The organism is Amycolatopsis sp. NPDC114505 (assembly GCF_055633615.1).
In genome coordinates, this window is the sequence record NZ_JBVKDV010000001.1 from 2,667,827 (window position 1) to 2,686,830 (window position 19,004).

The 19,004-nt window shown below is 72.0% G+C and carries 16 protein-coding genes; 12 read left to right on the forward strand and 4 right to left on the reverse strand.

The window, feature by feature from the left end:
- Positions 1–13: 13 nt before the first annotated feature.
- Positions 14–478: a metallopeptidase family protein gene (locus ACZ7OU_RS13300; protein WP_167379605.1), complete on the reverse strand. Its 465-nt coding sequence runs from the start codon at positions 476–478 to the stop codon at positions 14–16.
- Between the two features lie 79 nt (positions 479–557).
- Between ACZ7OU_RS13300 and ACZ7OU_RS13305 the strand changes: the two genes are divergently transcribed.
- The 6 genes from ACZ7OU_RS13305 to ACZ7OU_RS13330 all read left to right on the forward strand — a co-directional run bounded on the left by ACZ7OU_RS13305 (position 558) and on the right by ACZ7OU_RS13330 (position 5,670).
- Complete coding sequence (locus tag ACZ7OU_RS13305; RefSeq protein WP_470241675.1) at positions 558–911, forward strand: DUF3499 domain-containing protein; 354 nt, start codon at positions 558–560, stop codon at positions 909–911.
- A gap of 80 nt (positions 912–991) precedes the next feature.
- Complete coding sequence (locus ACZ7OU_RS13310) at positions 992–2,347, forward strand: phosphomannomutase/phosphoglucomutase (RefSeq protein WP_470241674.1); 1,356 nt, start codon at positions 992–994, stop codon at positions 2,345–2,347.
- A gap of 85 nt (positions 2,348–2,432) precedes the next feature.
- Positions 2,433–2,654 carry a Trm112 family protein gene (locus ACZ7OU_RS13315; protein WP_470241673.1) on the forward strand — a complete coding sequence of 74 codons (222 nt, stop codon included), beginning with the start codon at positions 2,433–2,435 and terminating at the stop codon, positions 2,652–2,654.
- Positions 2,638–3,732 carry a hypothetical protein gene (locus ACZ7OU_RS13320; protein ID WP_470255203.1) on the forward strand — a complete coding sequence of 365 codons (1,095 nt, stop codon included), beginning with the start codon at positions 2,638–2,640 and terminating at the stop codon, positions 3,730–3,732. Before ACZ7OU_RS13315 ends, ACZ7OU_RS13320 begins: the two co-directional genes overlap by 17 nt.
- Before the next feature lie 54 nt (positions 3,733–3,786).
- Positions 3,787–5,016 carry a mannose-6-phosphate isomerase, class I gene (manA, locus tag ACZ7OU_RS13325; RefSeq protein ID WP_470242414.1) on the forward strand — a complete coding sequence of 410 codons (1,230 nt, stop codon included), beginning with the start codon at positions 3,787–3,789 and terminating at the stop codon, positions 5,014–5,016.
- Between the two features lie 99 nt (positions 5,017–5,115).
- Entirely contained in the window at positions 5,116–5,670 is a 555-nt protein-coding gene (locus ACZ7OU_RS13330; protein ID WP_470255204.1) for a hypothetical protein, read from the forward strand.
- A gap of 534 nt (positions 5,671–6,204) precedes the next feature.
- Here ACZ7OU_RS13330 and ACZ7OU_RS13335 read toward each other — a convergent pair.
- Entirely contained in the window at positions 6,205–9,114 is a 2,910-nt protein-coding gene (locus ACZ7OU_RS13335) for an AfsR/SARP family transcriptional regulator (protein ID WP_470255205.1), read from the reverse strand.
- Between the two features lie 178 nt (positions 9,115–9,292).
- Here ACZ7OU_RS13335 and ACZ7OU_RS13340 point away from each other — a divergent pair, with 178 nt between their 5' ends.
- From ACZ7OU_RS13340 to ACZ7OU_RS13350, 3 genes are all read left to right on the forward strand, one after another.
- Complete coding sequence (locus ACZ7OU_RS13340; protein ID WP_470241669.1) at positions 9,293–10,210, forward strand: cation diffusion facilitator family transporter; 918 nt, start codon at positions 9,293–9,295, stop codon at positions 10,208–10,210.
- A 100-nt stretch (positions 10,211–10,310) separates the two neighbouring features.
- Positions 10,311–11,837, forward strand: a complete 1,527-nt coding sequence (locus tag ACZ7OU_RS13345) for an amino acid permease (RefSeq protein ID WP_470241668.1) — start codon at positions 10,311–10,313, stop codon at positions 11,835–11,837.
- Positions 11,838–12,098: 261 nt separating this feature from the next.
- Entirely contained in the window at positions 12,099–12,761 is a 663-nt protein-coding gene (locus tag ACZ7OU_RS13350) for an LPXTG cell wall anchor domain-containing protein (protein ID WP_470255206.1), read from the forward strand.
- Positions 12,762–12,809: 48 nt separating this feature from the next.
- On the opposite strand, the gene ACZ7OU_RS13355 is transcribed toward ACZ7OU_RS13350, so the two are convergent.
- Entirely contained in the window at positions 12,810–15,068 is a 2,259-nt protein-coding gene (locus ACZ7OU_RS13355; protein ID WP_470255924.1) for a hypothetical protein, read from the reverse strand.
- Between the two features lie 93 nt (positions 15,069–15,161).
- Here ACZ7OU_RS13355 and ahcY point away from each other — a divergent pair, with 93 nt between their 5' ends.
- The 3 genes from ahcY (at position 15,162) to ACZ7OU_RS13370 (ending at position 17,470) form a co-directional block, all read left to right on the forward strand.
- Complete coding sequence (gene ahcY / locus ACZ7OU_RS13360; RefSeq protein WP_470255207.1) at positions 15,162–16,634, forward strand: adenosylhomocysteinase; 1,473 nt, start codon at positions 15,162–15,164, stop codon at positions 16,632–16,634.
- A gap of 111 nt (positions 16,635–16,745) precedes the next feature.
- Complete coding sequence (locus tag ACZ7OU_RS13365) at positions 16,746–17,033, forward strand: FitA-like ribbon-helix-helix domain-containing protein (RefSeq protein WP_364384930.1); 288 nt, start codon at positions 16,746–16,748, stop codon at positions 17,031–17,033.
- Positions 17,027–17,470, forward strand: a complete 444-nt coding sequence (locus ACZ7OU_RS13370) for a type II toxin-antitoxin system VapC family toxin (protein ID WP_470255208.1) — start codon at positions 17,027–17,029, stop codon at positions 17,468–17,470. The genes ACZ7OU_RS13365 and ACZ7OU_RS13370 overlap by 7 nt, the downstream gene beginning before the upstream one ends.
- 43 nt (positions 17,471–17,513) lie before the next feature.
- Here ACZ7OU_RS13370 and ACZ7OU_RS13375 read toward each other — a convergent pair whose 3' ends face one another.
- Positions 17,514–18,956: an MFS transporter gene (locus ACZ7OU_RS13375; RefSeq protein WP_470255209.1), complete on the reverse strand. Its 1,443-nt coding sequence runs from the start codon at positions 18,954–18,956 to the stop codon at positions 17,514–17,516.
- Between the last annotated feature and the right edge of the window lie 48 nt (positions 18,957–19,004).

Here is a 19,004-nt window from a genome sequence, read left to right on the forward strand (position 1 = left end):
AACCGCCGTGAAGCTACTCGCCTTCGATGACGTCCGGTTCCACGCCCAAGTACCCGGCCACCTGCTCCACAAGCACGTCGTGCACCAGATCCGCCAGCTCCGACGGGTCCTTCGCCCGCGCCTCCAGCGGCCGCCGGTACAGCACGATCCGCGCCCGCGTCGGCATCCCCGTCCGGTCCACTCCCGCCGGGACCAGCCGCGACAACGGCACCGCGCCGTCGTGCAGCACTCCGTCGGACGGCGCGCGGCCGTTCTCGCGGACCTCGGGTACGTCGTCCACCGCGACGTCCAGCTTCGTCAGCTCGTGGCGCCAGCGGGCCTCGATCGGCTCCAGCGCGTCGAGCACCAGTGCGTCGAACCTCTCCGCCCGGCTCGCGGCGGCGGGCAGGGTCGCCGGATACAGCGTCCCGCGCAGGCCCCGGCCGTGCCGGTCCCTTCGCGAGCGCCGCCGCTGTCGGTAGTCACGAGCCGTCGCCACCCCGGAAGTCTATGCGGTCGGCACGTCCCAGCGCGTGTCGCTCCTACTAGCTTGCGGCGACGCGCTATCGTTTCGGATCGTGCGGAGCGTACGGAAGTGTTCGCGTACCGGCTGTCTCGAGCCGGCTGTGGCCACGCTGACGTATGCCTACAGCGACTCGACCGCCGTCGTCGGCCCACTGGCCACCGCCTCCGAGCCGCACTCGTACGACCTCTGCGAAGCCCACGCGCTGCGGCTGACCGTCCCCAAGGGGTGGGAAGTCGTCCGGCACGAAGGCGCCTTCGCCGCGCCGGACCCGTCGGCCGACGAGCTGACGGCGCTGGCCGAGGCCGTGCGCGAGGCCGGTCGCTCCGATCGGCCGCCCCCCGCGCCCGAGCCGGAAGGCCCCTCCGGGCGCCGCGGGCACCTGCGTGTCCTCCCCGGTCGCGCCTGAGCGCGTAACCCACCACCACCGCCGGTAGGCTTTCCGCGCGGCGCAGCGGGCGCCGGGACGACTATTCGCGGGGAGACGGCGTGCCAGACCTTTCGGGCATCGTGAAGGCCTACGACATTCGCGGCGTGGTCGGCGAGCAGCTCGACGCGGCGCTCGTCCGCGACTTCGGCGCCGCGTTCGCCCTGCTCATCAAGCCGGAAGCGCCGGCGGTGGTGATCGGGCACGACATGCGCGACTCGTCGCCGGGCCTCGCGGCGGCCTTCGCCGAGGGCGTCACCTCGCAGGGTCTCGACGTCGTGAGCATCGGGCTGGCCAGCACCGACCAGCTCTACTTCGCCTCGGGTTCGCTGAACCTGCCGGGCGCGATGTTCACCGCGAGCCACAACCCGGCCAAGTACAACGGCATCAAGATGTGCCGCGCCGGCGCCTCCCCGGTCGGCCAGGACACCGGGCTCGCCGAGATCCGCGACACCGTCGAGCAGGGTGTGCCCGGGTTCGAAGGCCAGCGGGGCACCACGAGCGAGCGGGACGTGCTCGCCGACTACGCGGCCTACCTGCGCAACCTCGTCGACCTGTCCGGCAACCGGCCGCTGAAGATCGTGGTCGACGCCGGCAACGGCATGGGCGGGCACACCGTCCCGACCGTCTTCGACGGGCTCCCGATCGACGTCGTCCCGATGTACTTCGAGCTCGACGGCAGCTTCCCGAACCACGAGGCCAACCCGCTGGACCCGGCGAACATCGTCGACCTGCAGGCGAAGGTGCGCGAGGTCGGCGCGGACGCGGGCGTGGCCTTCGACGGCGACGCCGACCGCTGCTTCATCGTCGACGAGCGCGGCGAGCCGGTTTCGCCGAGCGCGATCACGGCCCTGGTCGCCGTCCGCGAGCTGGCGAAGGACCCCGGCGGCACGATCATCCACAACCTGATCACGTCCAAGGGCGTGCCGGAGATCGTCTCGGAGCACGGCGGCAAGCCGGTGCGCACCCGCGTCGGGCACTCGTTCATCAAGGCCGAGATGGCCCGCACCGGCGCCATCTTCGGCGGCGAGCACTCCGCGCACTACTACTTCCGCGACTTCTGGCGCGCCGACACCGGCATGCTGGCGGCGCTGCACGTCCTCGCCGCCCTCGGCGAGCAGAACGGCCCGCTGTCCGAGCTGACCAGCGCGTACTCGCGCTACGCGGCCTCCGGCGAGATCAACTCGACGGTGGACGACCAGGTCGCGAAGATGATGGCCGTCAAGGACGACTTCGGCGTCCGCCCCGGTGTCGAGCTCGACGAGCTCGACGGGCTGACCGTCCAGCTGCCGGGCGGCGCCTGGTTCAACCTGCGCCCCTCGAACACCGAACCGCTGCTCCGGCTGAACGTCGAGGCCGCGAACGCCGAGGCCGTGCAGGGGCTGGTGGACGAAGTACTCGCGATCATCCGCAGCTGACCCGTCCCGTGGCGGGCGGCTTCCGGGCCCAACTGTGTCCGGAAGGTGCCCTTCACCACACCTCATCGCGTGGTATGGAGGAACCATGGCCCTCACGCTCGACGCCCAGCTCCTCGAGATCCTGGCGTGCCCGTCGCCCGATCACGCCCCACTGCGTCCCGGGGCACCGGACGACCCCGAGGCCGACGCACTGACGTGCACCGAATGCGGCCGGGTGTACCCGGTCCGTGACGGGATCCCGGTGCTGCTCCTCGACGAAGCCCGGATCCCCGGCGACAGCGGAAATTCCGATGCCGACAGTGCTTGACGACTCGCTGCTCGACGACCCCGCACGCCTGGCCGAGGCCGACAGCGCGGGGCTGCTCCGGGCGGCCGCGATGGCCGGCGCGCAGGTGCGCGCGACCGCCGAGATGGCCGCCGAGATGGGGCTGGCCGACCGGCTCGACGTGGGGCGCCCGCGCGCCCTCGTGCTGATCGACCGGCCGGGCGTCAGCCGGACGCTCACCCGGCTGCTCGCCGCGCTGCTGACGCCGACGTGCCCGGTGCCGGTCGTCGTCGCCGAGGTGGTGCCGAGCTGGATCGGCGCGCTCGACGTCGTCTTCGCGCACACCGACGACCCCGGCGACCGCGAGCTCGCCGCGTCGCTGGAACGTGCCGCGCGCTTCGGCGCCTCGGTCGTGCTCTCCGCGCCGGCCGAAGGTCCGGTCGCGGCCGCCGTGGCGGGCAAGGGCGTACTGCTGGCGCCGCGCATCCCGGTGCCGCCGGAGCTGGCGTTCCCCCGCGGCCTGGCCGCGGGGCTGCTCACCGCGAACGCGCTGGGCCTGCTGGTCTCCGACGTCCAGGCGCTGGCCGACCAGCTCGACCTGGAAGCCGAGAAGGACTACCTGGCCCGCGAGTCGTTCGCGAACCCGGCCAAGGCGCTGGCGCTGCGCGTCGCCGACCGCGTGCCCCTGCTGTGGGGTCTCGACCCGGTCGCGGTGGCCGTTGGCGAACACGCTGCGCACGCGTTTGCGGCCCACGCTGCTACCGTCTGTGACGTCGAAGACTATCGTCAGGCTTTGGCGCGGCCCGCATTGCGGCGGGCCGCACTTTCGAGTGGCGCGGCGCGTGACATCTTCGCCGATCCGGACGATCCATCAGGTGACATCCCGACCCGGGTGCTGCTCCTCTCGGTGCGAACCGGTCCGGCCACGGACGCGGCGCGCTACGAGGCCGAGGATCTGCTGCCCGGGTCGGAGGTCATCGCACCGGCCGAGGAGATCGAGGCCGACGAAATCGTGCGGGCCGCGGTGCTGGCACTGCGGTTCGAACTGGCGGCGGTCTATCTCGGGCTGGCGGCGGGCAGCATCGGCGGCGCGGGTCGCTTCGCGCCCGCGAGGGCGTGAGACCCGCCGAGCAACGGCCCCGGCCGGCGCCGAAGGAGTGGAGTTGAGGTGACAGTGGAGCTGCTGCGCAACGCGGTGCGGCCCTACGCCTGGGGATCGCGGACGGCGATCCCCGAGCTGCTGGGCCGTCCGGTACCCGCGCCGCACCCCGAGGCCGAACTGTGGATGGGTGCCCACCCGGGTGACCCGTCCCACGTCATCGGCCCCGACGGGACCGAGCGGAGCCTGCTCGAGCTGGTCGACGCCGATCCGGTGCGGCAGCTCGGCGAGCGGTGCGCGAAGCGGTGGGGCGGGCGGCTGCCGTTCCTGCTGAAGATCCTCGCCGCGGAGGAGCCGCTGTCGATGCAGGCGCACCCGTCGGCGGCGCAGGCCGCGGAGGGGCACGCCCGCGAGGAGCGGCTGGGCATCCCGCGGGAGGCGGCGAACCGCAACTACCCGGACCCGACGGCGAAACCTGAGCTCGTCTGCGCGCTGACGGAGTTCCACGCACTGGCCGGGTTCCGCGCGCCGGACCGCACGGTGAAGCTGCTGAAGGCGATCGAGACGCCCGGGCTGGCGAAGTACACCGGGCTGCTCGAGGCGGAGCCGGACCCGTCCGGGCTGCGGGCGCTGTTCACGACGTGGATCACGCTGCCGCAGCCGTCGCTCGACGCGCTGCTGCCGGAGGTGCTGGACGCCTGCGTCCGGCACGTCCAGGAGCACGGCGAGTTCGCGGTGGAGTGCCGGACGATCCTCGAGCTGGGCGAGGCGCACCAGCGGGACGCGGGCGTGCTGGCGGCGTTGCTGCTGAACCGGCTGACGCTGCGCGCGGGCGAGGCGATCTACCTGCCCGCCGGCAACCTGCACCTGTACCTGCACGGCACGGCCGTGGAGATCCTGGCGAACTCGGACAACATCCTGCGCTGCGGCCTGACGCCGAAGCACGTGGACGTCCCGGAGCTGCTGCGCGTGGTCGACTTCGCGTGCGGCGAGATGCCGGTCCAGTGCGGTGACGGCGGCGACCGCATGGCCGTCTACCGGACCGACGCGCCGGAGTTCGAGCTCTCGCGCGTCGAGTGGGCGCCGGGCCAGGACGACGAGATCTCCGTCGACAGCGTCGGCCCGCAGATCCTGCTGTGCACGGCGGGCGACCTGCTCGTGACGGCCGACGACGGCGAGAAGGTCGAGCTGCGCCGGGGTCAGTCGGTGTGGCTGCCGGCGGCGGACCCGCCGGTACGCGTGCGTCCGCTGGACGGTGCGCGGGCCCAGCTGTTCCGCGCGACCGCGGGAACCTGCGAGGACTGACGCACTTCTGTGTGCGTTCCGTGTGGTGCTGTTCTCCAGTATCGCCCGTAGGGGTGGTTCTTCCGCCCCGTCGTGTCGATTTTCGAGGAGAACGAGCTTGTGACTTCCTATCCCGATGCCGCCACCGGGCTGCCCCAGCCCGTCCCGGTCGCGGCGCCGTCCCGGCCCGGCGCGCTCCTGGCGCTGGTGGGGGTGGCCGTGGTGTCGGCGCTGGCCGCGATCGTCGACGGTGTCCTGTACTTCGTCGGCGGCCGCGACATGGCCCTGGACGTCGCGGCGGAGACGATCGCGGCGATCACCGGAGCATCGGCGGACTCGGTGAAGGCCGACGGCGGCCCGCTGCTGCAGGCGGCCCTGGACGAGGTGCAGAGCACGCTCCAGGTCCGCGGCGGTGTGGCCATCTTCTTCGGCGCGGTGCTGCTGCTGTGGGGGTTGCTGGCGCTGCGCGGGGCGGTCTGGGTGCGCGTGCTGCTGACACTGGCAGCGCTGGCCAACGCGAGCGTGGCCCTGCGACTGGCGACCGACATCGAGGGCGGGACGGCGGCGGTTCGCGGAGTCGCGTGGCTGACGTTGGTGACGGGGTTGGTCGCGGTGGCGCTGGCGTGGCTGCCGGCGATCAACCGGTATGCGCAGGCTCGCAAGGGCCACCGGTAGCAGCAGCTCCCTGGGGGTGGCGCCGGTCGCGCTTTGCTTGCGCCCGGCGTCCGTGGGCTGGGGTGGTGCCGCGAGGGGGCGGCACCACCCCGTTTTCCGGAAGTGCGGATCGCGGGGGTGGTGGGCCTGTGCCGGACGGTTGCCGGTCGCCGGTCGCGTTGCTGGTGGGCCGGTTCGGCGGGGGCGGGAGGTGCTCGCCGGAGGCGGCCTGGCCGGTGGTCGGGCGGGGTCGGGAACATGGCTTCCGCGGGAAGTACGGCTGCGGGCGGCTGCGAGCCGGGTTCGGTGAGGGGGCGAGGGGCGCTCACCGGAGAAAGCTACTTGGTCGGTGCGGGTGGTCGGGCGGGGTCGGGGGCATGGCTTCCGGGGAAGTACGGCCCGGGCGGTTGCGAGGCGGGTTCGGTGAGGGCGAGGGGCGCTCACCGACGAGGGCGGCCGGGCCGGGCGGGCAAGCAAAGTGCTCGCGAGAGATACGGCCCCGCCGGTCGCAGCCGGCGCAAGCAACCGCTCGCCGGAGGCCGACCGCCCGAGTCGTCAGGCGGGCTCCGTGAGCGCCAGCAACGCTCCCCGCAAGGCGGCCGCGCTCGCGTCGCGGGGGTCGGCCAAGCTCTCCGCCTCGGCAGCCGCCTGGGCGGCCGCCTCCTCGTCGCCCGCCTCTTCGCACGCCCGGCTCAGCACCAGCCACGTCAACCCCGTCGCCGGTTTCCCGCCCATCTCGCGGAACTCGTCAAGGCACGCCCGCAGCACCGGGATCGCCTGCGACGCTCGACCCTCGCCGATCCAGCCCGCCGCCAGCGCACGTGTGCACGACAACTCGCGAGGCCGCTCGTCCAGATCCCGGGCCAGGTCGCGGGCCTCCTCGAACGCCGCCGTCGCGCGCTCCCTCGCTCCCGTTGCCGCCGAGATCGCGCCCAGGGTGCGCAACGACTTCGCCAATGCCGAACGGGCCATCGTCCCCCGCAGCAGCTCCACCGACTCCGCGATCGCCGACGCCGCCTTCTCGCCCTCTCCCGTCAGCAGGGACGACCACGCGAACCCGTGCAGCGCCGTGCCGATCCGACGGGGGTCGCCCGTCGCCCGGGCCGATGCCAGGGCCAGCCGGTCGACCTCGCGGGCGTCCGCCACCCGGCCCAGCCGGAGCAGGGCCGCCGACTCCGCTTCGCGGACCAGTTGGTCGTCCAATGTGGACAGTGAGCGCGCGGTGCGCAGTGCCTCTTCGGCGCGGCCCAGCCCGATCAGGCAGTGCGCCAGGTTGGCCGAAACCCACGCGTGCGTGCGGTGGTCGCCGTGCGCCTCGAGCTCCTTCGCGCATTCGCGGTACGCCGACGCCGCCTCCTCGTACTGGCCGCGTGCGTGCCGCAGGAGCGCCAGGTTCGCCTCCGCGATCGCCGCCGACGGGCGGTCTTCCGTCGCCGCCAGCACCGTCTCGTACGCCGCGCGCATGTCGGCGTAGTGCCCGTGCAAGTACAGGTACACGCTTAGCTTGTCCAGCAGCAGCAACGCTTCCCGCGTCTCCAGCGTCCCGATCAGCCGCACGAGGTTCGCACGCTCGGCCGCGAACCACTCCTCCGGACGCTCCAGCAGCCGCTCCACCAACGTGCCCGGCAACGGCTGCGGGAACGGCTCGTGGACCATCGCCGGCATCGGCACCGTGCGCGGCAGGCGGGCCGCGGCCGCGTCGGCCAGCGCGAGGGTCGCCGCCAGCACCGTCGACGCTCCGCCGCCCTCCGGGGGCGGCCCTTCCGCCGCGTACAGCCGGACGAGGTCGTGCATCCGGTACCGGCCCTCGCCGGTCGCGTCCGGGCCGCGCGCCTCCAGCAGGCTCGCTTCGACGAGCTCTTCGACCGCCTCGTCCGCGTCCGGCTCGCCGATGAGCGTCGTGACCGCCCACGCCGGCAGGTCGACCAGCCGGCACCGCCCGAGCAGCCGGAACGCGCGCCGCGCCGGGGGTCTCAGCCCTTCGTGGCTCAGCGCGATGCTGCTCCGGACGGCGAGGTCGCTCACGGTCAGCTCGTCGAGGCGGCGGACCTCGTCCTCCAGGCGGTCGGCCAGCTCGCCGAGCCGCAGGTGCGGGCGGATGGCGAGCCTGCTGCCCGCGATCCGCAGGGCCAGCGGCAGCCGCGCGCACGCCGCGATGATCCGGCCGGCGTCGACGCGCTCGCGGGCCACCCGCGCCCCGGCGAGCCGGTTCAGCAGCTCGGTGGCGTCGTCGTCGGACAGCGGACCGAGCGACAGCCGGTGCGCGCCGGCCAGCCCGCTCAGGCGCTGCCGGCTCGTCACGAGCACCGCGCAGCCCGGCGTGCCCGGCAGCAGGGCGCGGACGTGTTCGGGGTCGACGGCGTCGTCGAGCACCACCAGCACCCGGCGATCGGTCAGCCGGCCGCGGAACACCGCCGCGCGGGCGCGGACGTCGTCCGGCACCGCCGGGCCGGGCACGCCGAGCGCGCGCAGCAGGTCGGCCAGCACCTCGCCGATGGCACGCCCCATCGGCACGTAGAGCTGGCCGTCCGGGAACCGCGCCCGCAGCCGGTGCGCGGCGCGCACGGCCAGGGTGCTCTTGCCCGCGCCCGGTTCGCCGCTGAGCACCGCGAGCGGGACGCCGGCGCCGCTGCCCAGCGCGGCCGTCAGCTCGGCGAGCTCGGCGTCGCGGCCGGTGAAGTCCGCGATGTCCGGCGGCAGCTGGCACACCGGCCAGACCGGCGGCGGCATCCGCGGCACCGGGTCCTCGCCGCGCAGGACGGCGGCGTGCACCCGGCGTACCTCGGCGCCCGGTTCGACGCCGAGCTCCTCGATCAGCGTGGTCCGCAGCCGCCGGTAGATCTCCAGGGAGTCGCCCTGCCGCCCGGCCCGGTGCAGCGCGATCATCAGCTGCGCGGCCAGCCGTTCCCGCAGCGGGTGCTCGGTGATCATGGCCTGCAGCTCGCCGGTCAGCTCCCCGTGGCGGCCGGCGGTGAGCTCGGCGTCGACGCAGTCCTCGAACACGGCGAGCCGTTCGGACTCCAGCCGCGCGACGTCGGCGTCGAGCCGCGGGACGTGCAGCCCGGCCAGCACCGGCCCGCGCCACTGCGCGAGCGCCCGCCGGTAGTGCCCGGCCGCGGCGAGGGCGTCCGCGGCCCGCTGGCCGTCGGCGACGGCCGACCGGAAGACGAGCAGGTCGAGCTCGCCGGGCTCGGCGCACAGCCGGTAGCCGAGCGGCCCGTGTTCGACGCGCAGGCCGTCGATCCGCTCGCGCAGCCGGGAGAGGTAGGTGTGCAGGTTCGAGGCGTAGGACTTCGGCGGCCGCTCCGGCCACAGCGCTTCGACCAGCACGTCGACGTGGACGTGGTGGTTGGCGTTGAGCAGCAGCACGGCCAGCAGGGTGCGCTGCCGGTCGCCACGCAACGCGACCCAGTGCCCCGGCGGGCTTTCGATCGCGAGCGGACCGAGGACGGCGAAGGACGCCATGTCACCTTCCCCAGGCTGGTGAGCAGGGAGAGTCACGTTAGCGGAGGGGTACGACAGAAACCGGCGGTTCCCCGAAGGCGGCGGCGGTGCACCCCGGTTAGCCCGGGCGGGGACGGCCGCGGGCGCGCCGCCCTATTAGGCTCCACCCGGACATTCAGGACCAACCAGGGGAGCGGTCGTGTCAGCTGGAGGCGGAACCAAGGCGATCATCGCGGCGCTCGGGGCGAACGCCGGGATCGCGGCCGCGAAGTTCGTCGGCTTCCTCGTCACCGGGTCGTCGTCGATGCTGGCCGAGTCCGTGCACTCGCTGGCCGACACCACGAACCAGGGCCTGCTGCTGCTCGGCCAGAAGACGTCGAAGCGCGCGGCCGACAAGGAACACCCCTTCGGCTACGGCCGCGACCGGTACTTCTACTCCTTCATCGTCGCGCTGATGCTCTTCACCCTCGGTTCCGCCTTCGCGATCTACGAAGGCATCCACAAGATCGGCCACCCGGAGCCGCTCGAGTCGCCGATCGTCGCCGTGATCATCCTCGTCGTCGCGGTCGGCCTGGAGGGCTACAGCTTCTACACCGCCATCGGCGAGTCCCGGAAGATCAAGGGCGACGCGAGCTGGTGGGGCTTCATCCGCCAGGCCAAGGAGCCCGAGCTCCCCGTCGTCCTCCTGGAGGACGCCGGCGCGCTGATCGGCCTGGTCCTCGCGCTGCTGGGCGTCGGGCTTTCGGTCGTCACCGGCGACCCCGTCTGGGACGGCGTCGGCACCCTCGCGATCGGCGCGCTGCTCGGCGTCATCGCGATCATCCTGATCGTCGAGATGAAGAGCCTGCTCATCGGCGAAGGCGCCAACGAGCCGGTGCTCGCGACGATCGTCGACGAGCTCGCCGCGGGCAAGGTCGAGCGCGTCATCCACATCCGGACCCAGTACATGGGCCCGGACGAGCTGCTCGTCGCGGCGAAGCTGGCGATGGTGCCGGGTCTCGACACCGCCGAGCTGGCCATGGCCATCGACGACGCCGAGGCCCGCGTGCGCGCCAAGGTGCCGGTCGCCAAGCTGATCTACCTCGAGCCGGACCTCGACCGCAGCCTCGCGAAGTAGGGTTCAAGATCCACTTCTCGCCGCTCGGTGAGCCGTCACGCGTCTGACCCGATAGGGTGACCTACCGCGATACACGCAGGCCAGCCGCAGGAGGTCAACGGTGCCCGGAACGGGATTGTGGCGCACTAAATCCATCGAACAGTCCATTTCGGACACCGACGAGCCGGATACCAAGCTCCGGCGGAACCTGAGCGCGTGGGACCTCACGGTGTTCGGGGTCGCGGTCGTCATCGGTGCCGGCATCTTCACGCTCACCGCGCGGACGGCCGGCGACTACGCCGGCCCGTCGGTCTCGCTGGCGTTCGTCTTCGCCGCGATCGCCTGCGCGCTGGCGGCGCTGTGCTACGCCGAGTTCGCCTCGACCGTGCCGGTCGCGGGCAGCGCGTACACGTTCTCCTACGCCACGTTCGGCGAGTTCATGGCGTGGATCATCGGCTGGGACCTGATCCTCGAACTCGCCGTCGGCGCGGCCGCGGTGTCGAAGGGCTGGTCGGTCTACCTCGAGACGGTGCTCGGCTACCTCTTCGGCAAGGGCGCCAAGACGACGTTCGACATCGGCAGCGTGACCGTCGACTGGGGCGCGCTGGTCGTCGTCGCGATCCTGACGATCCTGCTGGCCGTCGGCACGAAGCTGTCTTCGCGGGTCTCGATGGTGATCACCGGCATCAAGGTCGCCGTCGTGCTGTTCGTGATCATCCTCGGCATCTTCTACATCAAGGGCGCCAACTACTCGCCGTACATCCCGCCGGGTTCGACCGGCGGTGCCGGCGAGACCGGCGTCGACCAGTCCCTCTTCTCGCTGATCGCGGGCGGTGCGAGCAGCTCGTACGGCGTCTTCGGCCTGCTGGCCGGCGCTTCGCTGGTGTTCTTCGCGTTCATCGGCTTCGACATCGTCGCGACGACCGCCGAGGAGACGAAGAACCCGCAGAAGGCGGTCCCGCGCGGGATCATGGGCTCGCTGGCGATCGTCACCGTGCTGTACGTCGCGGTCTCGCTGGTGGTCGTCGGCATGACGTCGTACAAGGACCTGTCGACGTCGGCGGGCGACGGCAGCCACAAGACCCTCGCGACGGCGTTCTCCGCGAACGGCGTCGACTGGGCGGCCAACATCATCTCCTTCGGCGCGCTGGCCGGCCTGACCACGGTCGTCATGGTGCTGATGCTCGGCCAGGTCCGGATCATCTACGCGATGTCGCGCGACGGCCTGATGCCGCGCGGCCTGGCCAAGACGGGCGAGCACGGCACGCCGAAGCGCGCGACGCTGATCGTCGGCGGACTGGTCGCGCTCGCGGCCGGCTTCTTCCCGGCGGACAAGCTCGAAGAGATGGTCAACGTCGGCACGCTCTTCGCGTTCGTGCTCGTCTCGGCGGGTGTCCTGATCCTGCGCCGGACGCGGCCCGACCTGCCCCGCGCGTTCAAGGTGCCGCTGGTGCCGCTGATCCCGATCCTGGCGATCCTCGCGTGCCTGTGGCTGATGCTGAACCTGACCGTGCTGACGTGGCTGCGGTTCGTCGCCTGGATGATCGTGGGCGTGGTGATCTACTTCGCCTACAGCCGCCGGCACTCGCTGCTCGGCAAGCGGCAGGCCGACGGTCTCGACGAGCCCCTCAAGGCCCCGGAGGCCTAGCGTCACCCACCCGTTCGTGAAGCCCCGCCGATCCGCGTTCGCGCAGGTCGGCGGGGCTTTTTCGCGGAACTTCACATCGGACGATCTTGCGTTTCGTGCTTAAAAGGGGACCCGGTGTAGCCGACCGAGTGACGTGCGATACCTTTCGATCCTTCGCGTGCCACTGACGGGTGAATTACAGCAGCGTGATTCGCACGCTCGGTGGCTTCGCGACCCCAGATTTCGCAAGTGCTACCTCCCCGCCGGTATCAGGAGTTCTGAATGCGCAGACGTACCTTCCGCGGCGCCGTCGCGATCATGGCGCTGACCACCGCCGCCCTCATCGGCACCGCCGGTTCCGCGCTGGCCTGCCACAGTGACGACACCCGCCCGCACCCGACGCCGGGCAACGCGACGCCGTGTGCCAAGGGCACCGACCTGAAGCAGACCGATGTCGAGGGCAAGATCGTCAAGAACCGCCTCAACATCTCCGAGGTGCACGAGGGCGTCACGGTGACGCGCATCGTCGTCGTCGGTGGCGACGACGGCTTCAACGACTACACCCCGGGCGCCAAGGGCCTCGGCAAGACCGCGCCGTGGAACGACCTGCGCGCGCCGTTCAGCCGCAACGGTCACCAGGCCGACATCGACCACTGGTACCTCTGCGGCACGAAGACCACGAAGCCGACCGAGACCAAGACCCCGCCGACCACCAAGCCGACCGAGACGACGAAGCCCAGCGCTCCGGCGTCCTCCGAGACCGTCGCGCCGACCAGCACCACGGCTCCGGCCGTCGTCCCGGCTGGCAACGAGTCCGGTACTGGCGGCGGCCTGGCCAACACCGGTTTCGACAACATGTGGCTGGTCTGGATCGCCGGCCTGCTGATCCTCGGCGGTGGCGGCCTGCTCGCGCTGCTGAAGTTCCGTCGCAAGGCTTCCGAGTGAAGCTGAGCTAGCTCACGGTCGAAGGCCCCTCGCTCCGGCGAGGGGCCTTCACTGTTTCAGGGGGAAGTCCCCGAAGAGCAGGCCCTGCTCACCGCCGGTGGGTTTGCCGAGGCCGGCGGCCATCGCGACGGCGTGGTCCCACTCCGCGTCGACCACGTAGTCCTGGTGCTTGAGGACCCCCGGCGCCCAGCGGTGCCGTCCGGTCGGGCCGCGCAGGGGGTCCGGCAGCCAGTGGTCGCCGCCGAGGATGAGGACGCCGTTCGCGTCGGCCTTCGCCTTCAGCGGGCCGATGCCGCCTTCGGGCTGGTAGCCGACGCCGTAGAGCTGCCGGTCGGAGACCTCGTGCCGCCAAGTTGTCACGCCGCCGCCGAAGATGTCGGTGCCGCGGCACAGCGCGCGCCAGCGGCCGTCGAGGTCGGCGAAGAGCGTTTCGAGCGATTCCTGCGGGAGCAACGCCGGGAAAGCACGCTGGTAACCCCATTGCAGTGGGGAGCCGGCGGTCAGCACGCCGACGCGTTCGAGGTCGGCGGCCGGCAGCTCGGCCGCCAGCCGGGCGGCGGCCATCACCGTGAGCAGGCTGCCGAGGTTGTAGCCGGAGAGCACGACCCGCGTCCCCGGTTCGGCGAGGTGTTCGCGCGCCCGCGCGGCCAGTTCGGGGACGACCTTCAGCGCGTAGCACGGCGGCACGGTCGGGTGCGCCGCCCGCGGCCAGAAGCAGACGAGGTCCGCGAGCGCCCCGAGGTGCCGGCTGCGCTGCGGGGTCCGCGCGGCCGTGTAGACGACGCGCAGCAGGCCCGCGGCCAGCGCGCCGAGTGCGACCACGCCGATCGCGGACAGCGGTCCGAACCAGCCGGGGACCAGCCCGAACCCGAACCGCAGCACCAGCAGCGCCGCGCCGCCCGCGGACATCGCCGACGCCACCGTGAGGGCCAGGTGGTGCAGGTGCCGCCGCTCCCACGCCGAGCGTGCCCACGCCGCCGCGGCCTGGGCCTCCTGGTGCTCGTCGTGCTCCATCAGCTCGACGATCGCGGGGACGCCGCGGCGCAGCCGGCGCACCGGGACGGCGACCGCGAAACCCAGCACAGCGAGCACCGCGGCCAACGCCAGCCCGGCTCCCCACAGGACCGTGACCAGCAGGTACGTGTCGGGCACGCGCAGGGGCTCCGCGCCGGAAAGCCGTCGGAGCGCTTCGGCGAGACCGGCGCCGAATCCGCCGCCGAGCAGACCGGCCAGCGCGAGCACCGGCGCGGCCGCCCAGCCGCCCAGCCACGGCCGCAGCCGGCGCGGTTTGTGCACCCAGGCGGACCGCGCCAGCAGCGCGGCCGGGGCCAGGAACAGCGCGAACAGCACCGTGACGGCGACCAGCGCCGCGCCCAGCCCTTCGACGACGCCGTTGGTCCCCGGCAGCGGGCCCGCGCCGGGCCGCAGCCGCACCGCGGCCACGACGACGAGCAGCGCGGCCAGCGCGATCACCCCCGGCCGGGCGAACCGGCCGGTGTCGACGCCGATCGCGGCCGCGACGACCGTCGCGAGGACCAGCGCCAGCGTGACGATCCAGACCACCAGGTCGAAGCCGTCGCCCGGCACCCGGAACGGCCCGCCGAGCAGCAGCAGCGCGACCGAGGCCAGCGCCGCGACGGTGTGCAGGCAGCGCAGCGCCGGCGTCTCCGGGTCGGCGCGCATCCGCAGCGGCCCCTCGGTCAGGTCGCCGTCGGCGTGCACCGCCCACGTCGCCGACGAGATCCGGTGCAGCACGAAGATCACGACCAGCAGCGGTACGACGCCGACCGCGATCCGCGCCGGCACCGAGCGGACGGCGTCGGGGACCGCGGGCAGGCAGCCGGACCCGGGCGCGAGGCACTGCGTGGCGAACAGGTCGAGCGCGATCGCCGCGAGCTGGCCCATCAGCAGCATGGTCAGCAGCAGGGCGCCGACGCGCAGCAGGCCGCGGCACACCGCTCCGAGCACGCGCGGCAGCCGGCGGCCGGGCGGGGCCGGCGGCAGCATCCAGAACGCGACGTTGGCCAGGGAGAACGGGAACAGCAGCGCCCAGGTCGCCTTCGCGGCGCCCCCGGAGGTCATCCCGTGCCACAGGTAGCCTTCGAGCGTCCGCGGGATCGACCGGCCCAGCGCCGGCAGCACGGGCCCGGGCGCCGGCCGTCGCAGCCGGTCCGCCGGGCGGACCACGCGACCCAGCCCGTCGCCGGCGACGTCGACGGTGGAGACCGCGTCGAGCAGGGTCTCGCCACTGGTGCCCACCAGGCCGGCGACACGGATTTCGACGACGCGGGTGTCCGGGCCGGGCATGGGCACGGTGCAGGCCTCCTACGCGATCCTAGGGAAGGTCGAGCGGACAACGGTAGTGTTCGGACGTCATCGAGTCTTGGAGGAATCGCCACTATGACCCCCGAAAGCGTTGCCAAGCGGCACGAGACCCGCAACGGCATCGAGTTCGCCGTCGCCGACCTCGAGGCCGCCGAGTTCGGCCGCAAGGAGATCCGCCTCGCCGAGCACGAGATGCCCGGACTGATGGCGCTGCGGCGCGAATACGCGGAGGTCTACCCCCTGCGCGGTGCGCGCGTCTCCGGCTCGCTGCACATGACCGTGCAGACGGCGGTCCTGATCGAGACGCTGGTTTCGCTGGGTGCCGAGGTGCGCTGGGCGTCCTGCAACATCTTCTCGACGCAGGACCACGCGGCCGCCGCGATCGTCGTCGGCCCGCACGGGACGACCGAGGAGCCCAAGGGTGTCCCGGTCTTCGCGTGGAAGGGCGAGTCGCTCGAGGAGTACTGGTGGTGCACCGAGCGGATGCTCACCTGGGACGGCGAGGGCCCGAACATGATCCTCGACGACGGCGGCGACGCCACCATGCTGGTCCACAAGGGCACCGAGTACGAGAAGTCCGGCGTCGTGCCGAACCCGGACGAGAACACCTCGGACGAGTTCCGCGTGTTCCTCGAGCTGCTGCGCACGTCGGTCGCTTCGGACACCGGCAAGTGGACGAAGATCGGCGAGGGCATCCGCGGCGTCACCGAGGAGACCACCACCGGTGTCCTGCGGCTCTACCAGCTCGCCGCGGCCGGTGAGCTGCTGTTCCCGGCGATCAACGTCAACGACGCGGTGACGAAGTCGAAGTTCGACAACCGCTACGGCATCCGCCACTCGCTGATCGACGGCATCAACCGCGGCACCGACGTCCTGATCGGCGGCAAGGTCGCGGTCGTGTGCGGCTACGGCGACGTCGGCAAGGGCGCGGCGGAGTCCCTGCGCGGCCAGGGCGCGCGCGTGGTCGTCACCGAGATCGACCCGATCTGCGCGCTGCAGGCGGCGATGGACGGCTACCAGGTCCGCACGCTGGAGAACGCGCTGCCCGAGGCCGACATCATCATCACGACGACCGGCAACAAGGACGTCGTGCTGGTCGAGCACATGGCGAAGATGAAGCACCAGGCGATCCTGGGCAACATCGGCCACTTCGACAACGAGCTCGACATGGCGGGCCTCCAGCGCTACCCGGGCATCCGCCGCATCAACATCAAGCCCCAGGTCGACGAGTGGATCTTCCCGAACGGCAACACGATCATCGTGCTGTCCGAGGGCCGGCTCCTCAACCTGGGCAACGCGACCGGGCACCCGTCGTTCGTGATGTCGAACAGCTTCTCCAACCAGGTGATCGCGCAGGTCGAGCTGTTCACCAAGCACGAGGAGTACGACAAGGAGGTCTTCCGCCTCCCGAAGAAGCTGGACGAGAAGGTGGCGAAGATCCACCTGGCCGCGCTCGGTGGCGAGCTGACGAAGCTCACCAAGGAGCAGGCGGAGTACATCGACGTGGACGTCGAAGGCCCGTTCAAGGCGGACCACTACCGCTACTGAGTTTCGCTGAGTTTTCGCTGGTCAGGGCCGCCCCGAGAGTGTTCGGGGCGGCCCTTTGTTCTGCGTTTGCGACAGTGATAGCTCGAACGGGTGATGCGCTATCATGGGGTTGTGAAACAGTTGATCACGAGGATCGACGACGAGCTGCACGCCCGGCTGAAGGCGAGAGCCGAAGCCGAGGGGCGCAGCATGAACGACCTGGTCACGGAAGCGTTGAGGGGCGTAGTGGCGAAGACCGAAACCCGCGCGGAATGGAAACGGCGACTGATCGCCGAAGGCAAGCTGATGACGTTCGAGGCCGAAGGCGAGGCGCCGGGGCACGACGAGCTGGAAAGGCTCTCGCGCGGCTGGGGTACGGCCGTCAGTGAGGCACTCGACTGGACCAGGGGTGAATGGTGACCGTCCTCTACGCCGATACGAGCGCGGTGGTCGGTGCCTACCTCGTCGACGAGCCCGACCACGCCGAGCTGCGGAAGCTGCTGATCGCTGGTGATCACGTGGTGTTCACCAGCGAGCTGACCCGGCTCGAGTTCGCGAGTGCGGTCACGGCGGCCAAGCGAACCGGCCGGATTCCGGATGCCCGCGCGTTCCTGGCCCAGTTCGACGAGGACGCAAGGTCGGTCCTCGGGGTCATCCCGTTGGAGCCGTCGCGGATCTTCGCCGCCGCGCGTCGGCTGGTCACCGACAACTACCCCGTGCGCACCCTCGACGCGATCCACATCGCCGTCGCGATGCACGACACGGCCGAGCTGACCGGCGGCGAAGCGGTCACCTTCGTCACCCGCGACGAGCGTCAGGCCGATGCCGCGAAGGCCAACGGATTCGAGGTGCGGTGAGCGTCGAACTCTTCGCCGGGATCGACCCGCGTAAGCATCGACCTCACTGAGCACGCCGTGAGCGGACGAACCCCCATCCGACGAGCGCCGCCGCGACGATCGTGAGCGTCAAGCCCGCCACCGTCACCGCCTCCCGGAACTCCGCCGTCTGCTGTGCACTCCAGTGCGCCGTAGCGATGTCGCCGGTGAACAGCGCGGCGAGGATCGTGCCGGTCGCGGCGATGCCGGCGCCCGACGTCACCTCGGTGGCCGTGTCGGTGAGGGCCGCTCCGATCGTGGTCCGGTTCTCCGGGAGGCCGCGCAGCACGTTGACCCCCGCCACGACGCCGACCACGCGCATCCCCGCGGCCACGAGCACCAGCGCGATCGCCACCCACACGTAGCCGAACCGGCTCAGCAGGGCGTACACGGCGAGCCCGGCCACCACCGCCGCCGCGCTGATCCAGGCCGCGCGCGAGAGGCCGGCCCGGCGGACGAACGGACTGACGAACGCGCCGCCCGCGACCAGCACCACCACCTGCGGCAGCATCCCGGCCGCGGCGAGCGCGGGTGGCCAGCCCCAGTCGAGCTGCAGCTGCAGCGTCACCAGGTAGCCGAGGCCGGCCGTCGCCAGTCCCGCCGCGGCTTTGAACGCCAGGCCGCTGGACACCAGGGGGTGCGCCACCAGCTTGAGGTCCAGCAGCGGGTAGCGGGCCGACCGCTCGCGGACGACGAACAGGAACCCGGCGACGACGGCCGCCGCGGTGGCCGCCCAGGGCGTCCACGCTCGAGCGCCCTCGTGCACGAACAGGGTCGGGGCGACGAGCGCCAGCACGACCGTCGCCGTGCCGAGCGCCGCTCCGAGGAGGTCCACCGGGTCGCGGTGGAGGCCGGCCGGGTCGTCCGCGGCGATGCCGAACCGCACTCCGGCGAAGGCGAGCGCCGCGACTGGCACGTTCACCAGCAGCAGGACCTGCCAGGGCGCGATCGCGAGCACGAACCCGCCCGCGGTCGGGCCGATCGCCAGGCCGACGAGACCCACGGTCGAGATGAGGGTGGTCGCGCGGACGCGCAGGCCGTCGTCGCCGAACAGCCGGAACGCCAGCGCCATCGAGCCCGGGGTCGTCATCGCGGCCGCGACGCCCATCGCCACGCGCACGGCGATCAGCTGCTCCGCGGTGGAGACGAACGCGGTCGCCAGGCTCGCGACGCCGAGCAGGACCAGGCCGATGAGCATGATCCGGCGACGGCCGAACCGGTCGGCCACCGCGCCGAACGCCAGCATCAGCCCGCCGAACACGACCGCGTAGGCGCCGGTCACCCACTGCAGGACCGTCGTCGACGCGTGCAGCTCGCGGCCGATCGTGGGCAAGGCGACGTTGAGGATCGAGTTGTCGAGCATCTCGAAGAGGAACACGGCGGAGAGCCCCGCCAGGGCGACCCAGGCCTCGCGCAAGGAGCGCGGCGCGGGTGCGGCGAGAATGCCGGTGGTCTGTTCGGAGGACATGCCACTAAGTTAACTGACTAAGTTTAGTGACACAAGCTTCAGTGAGAT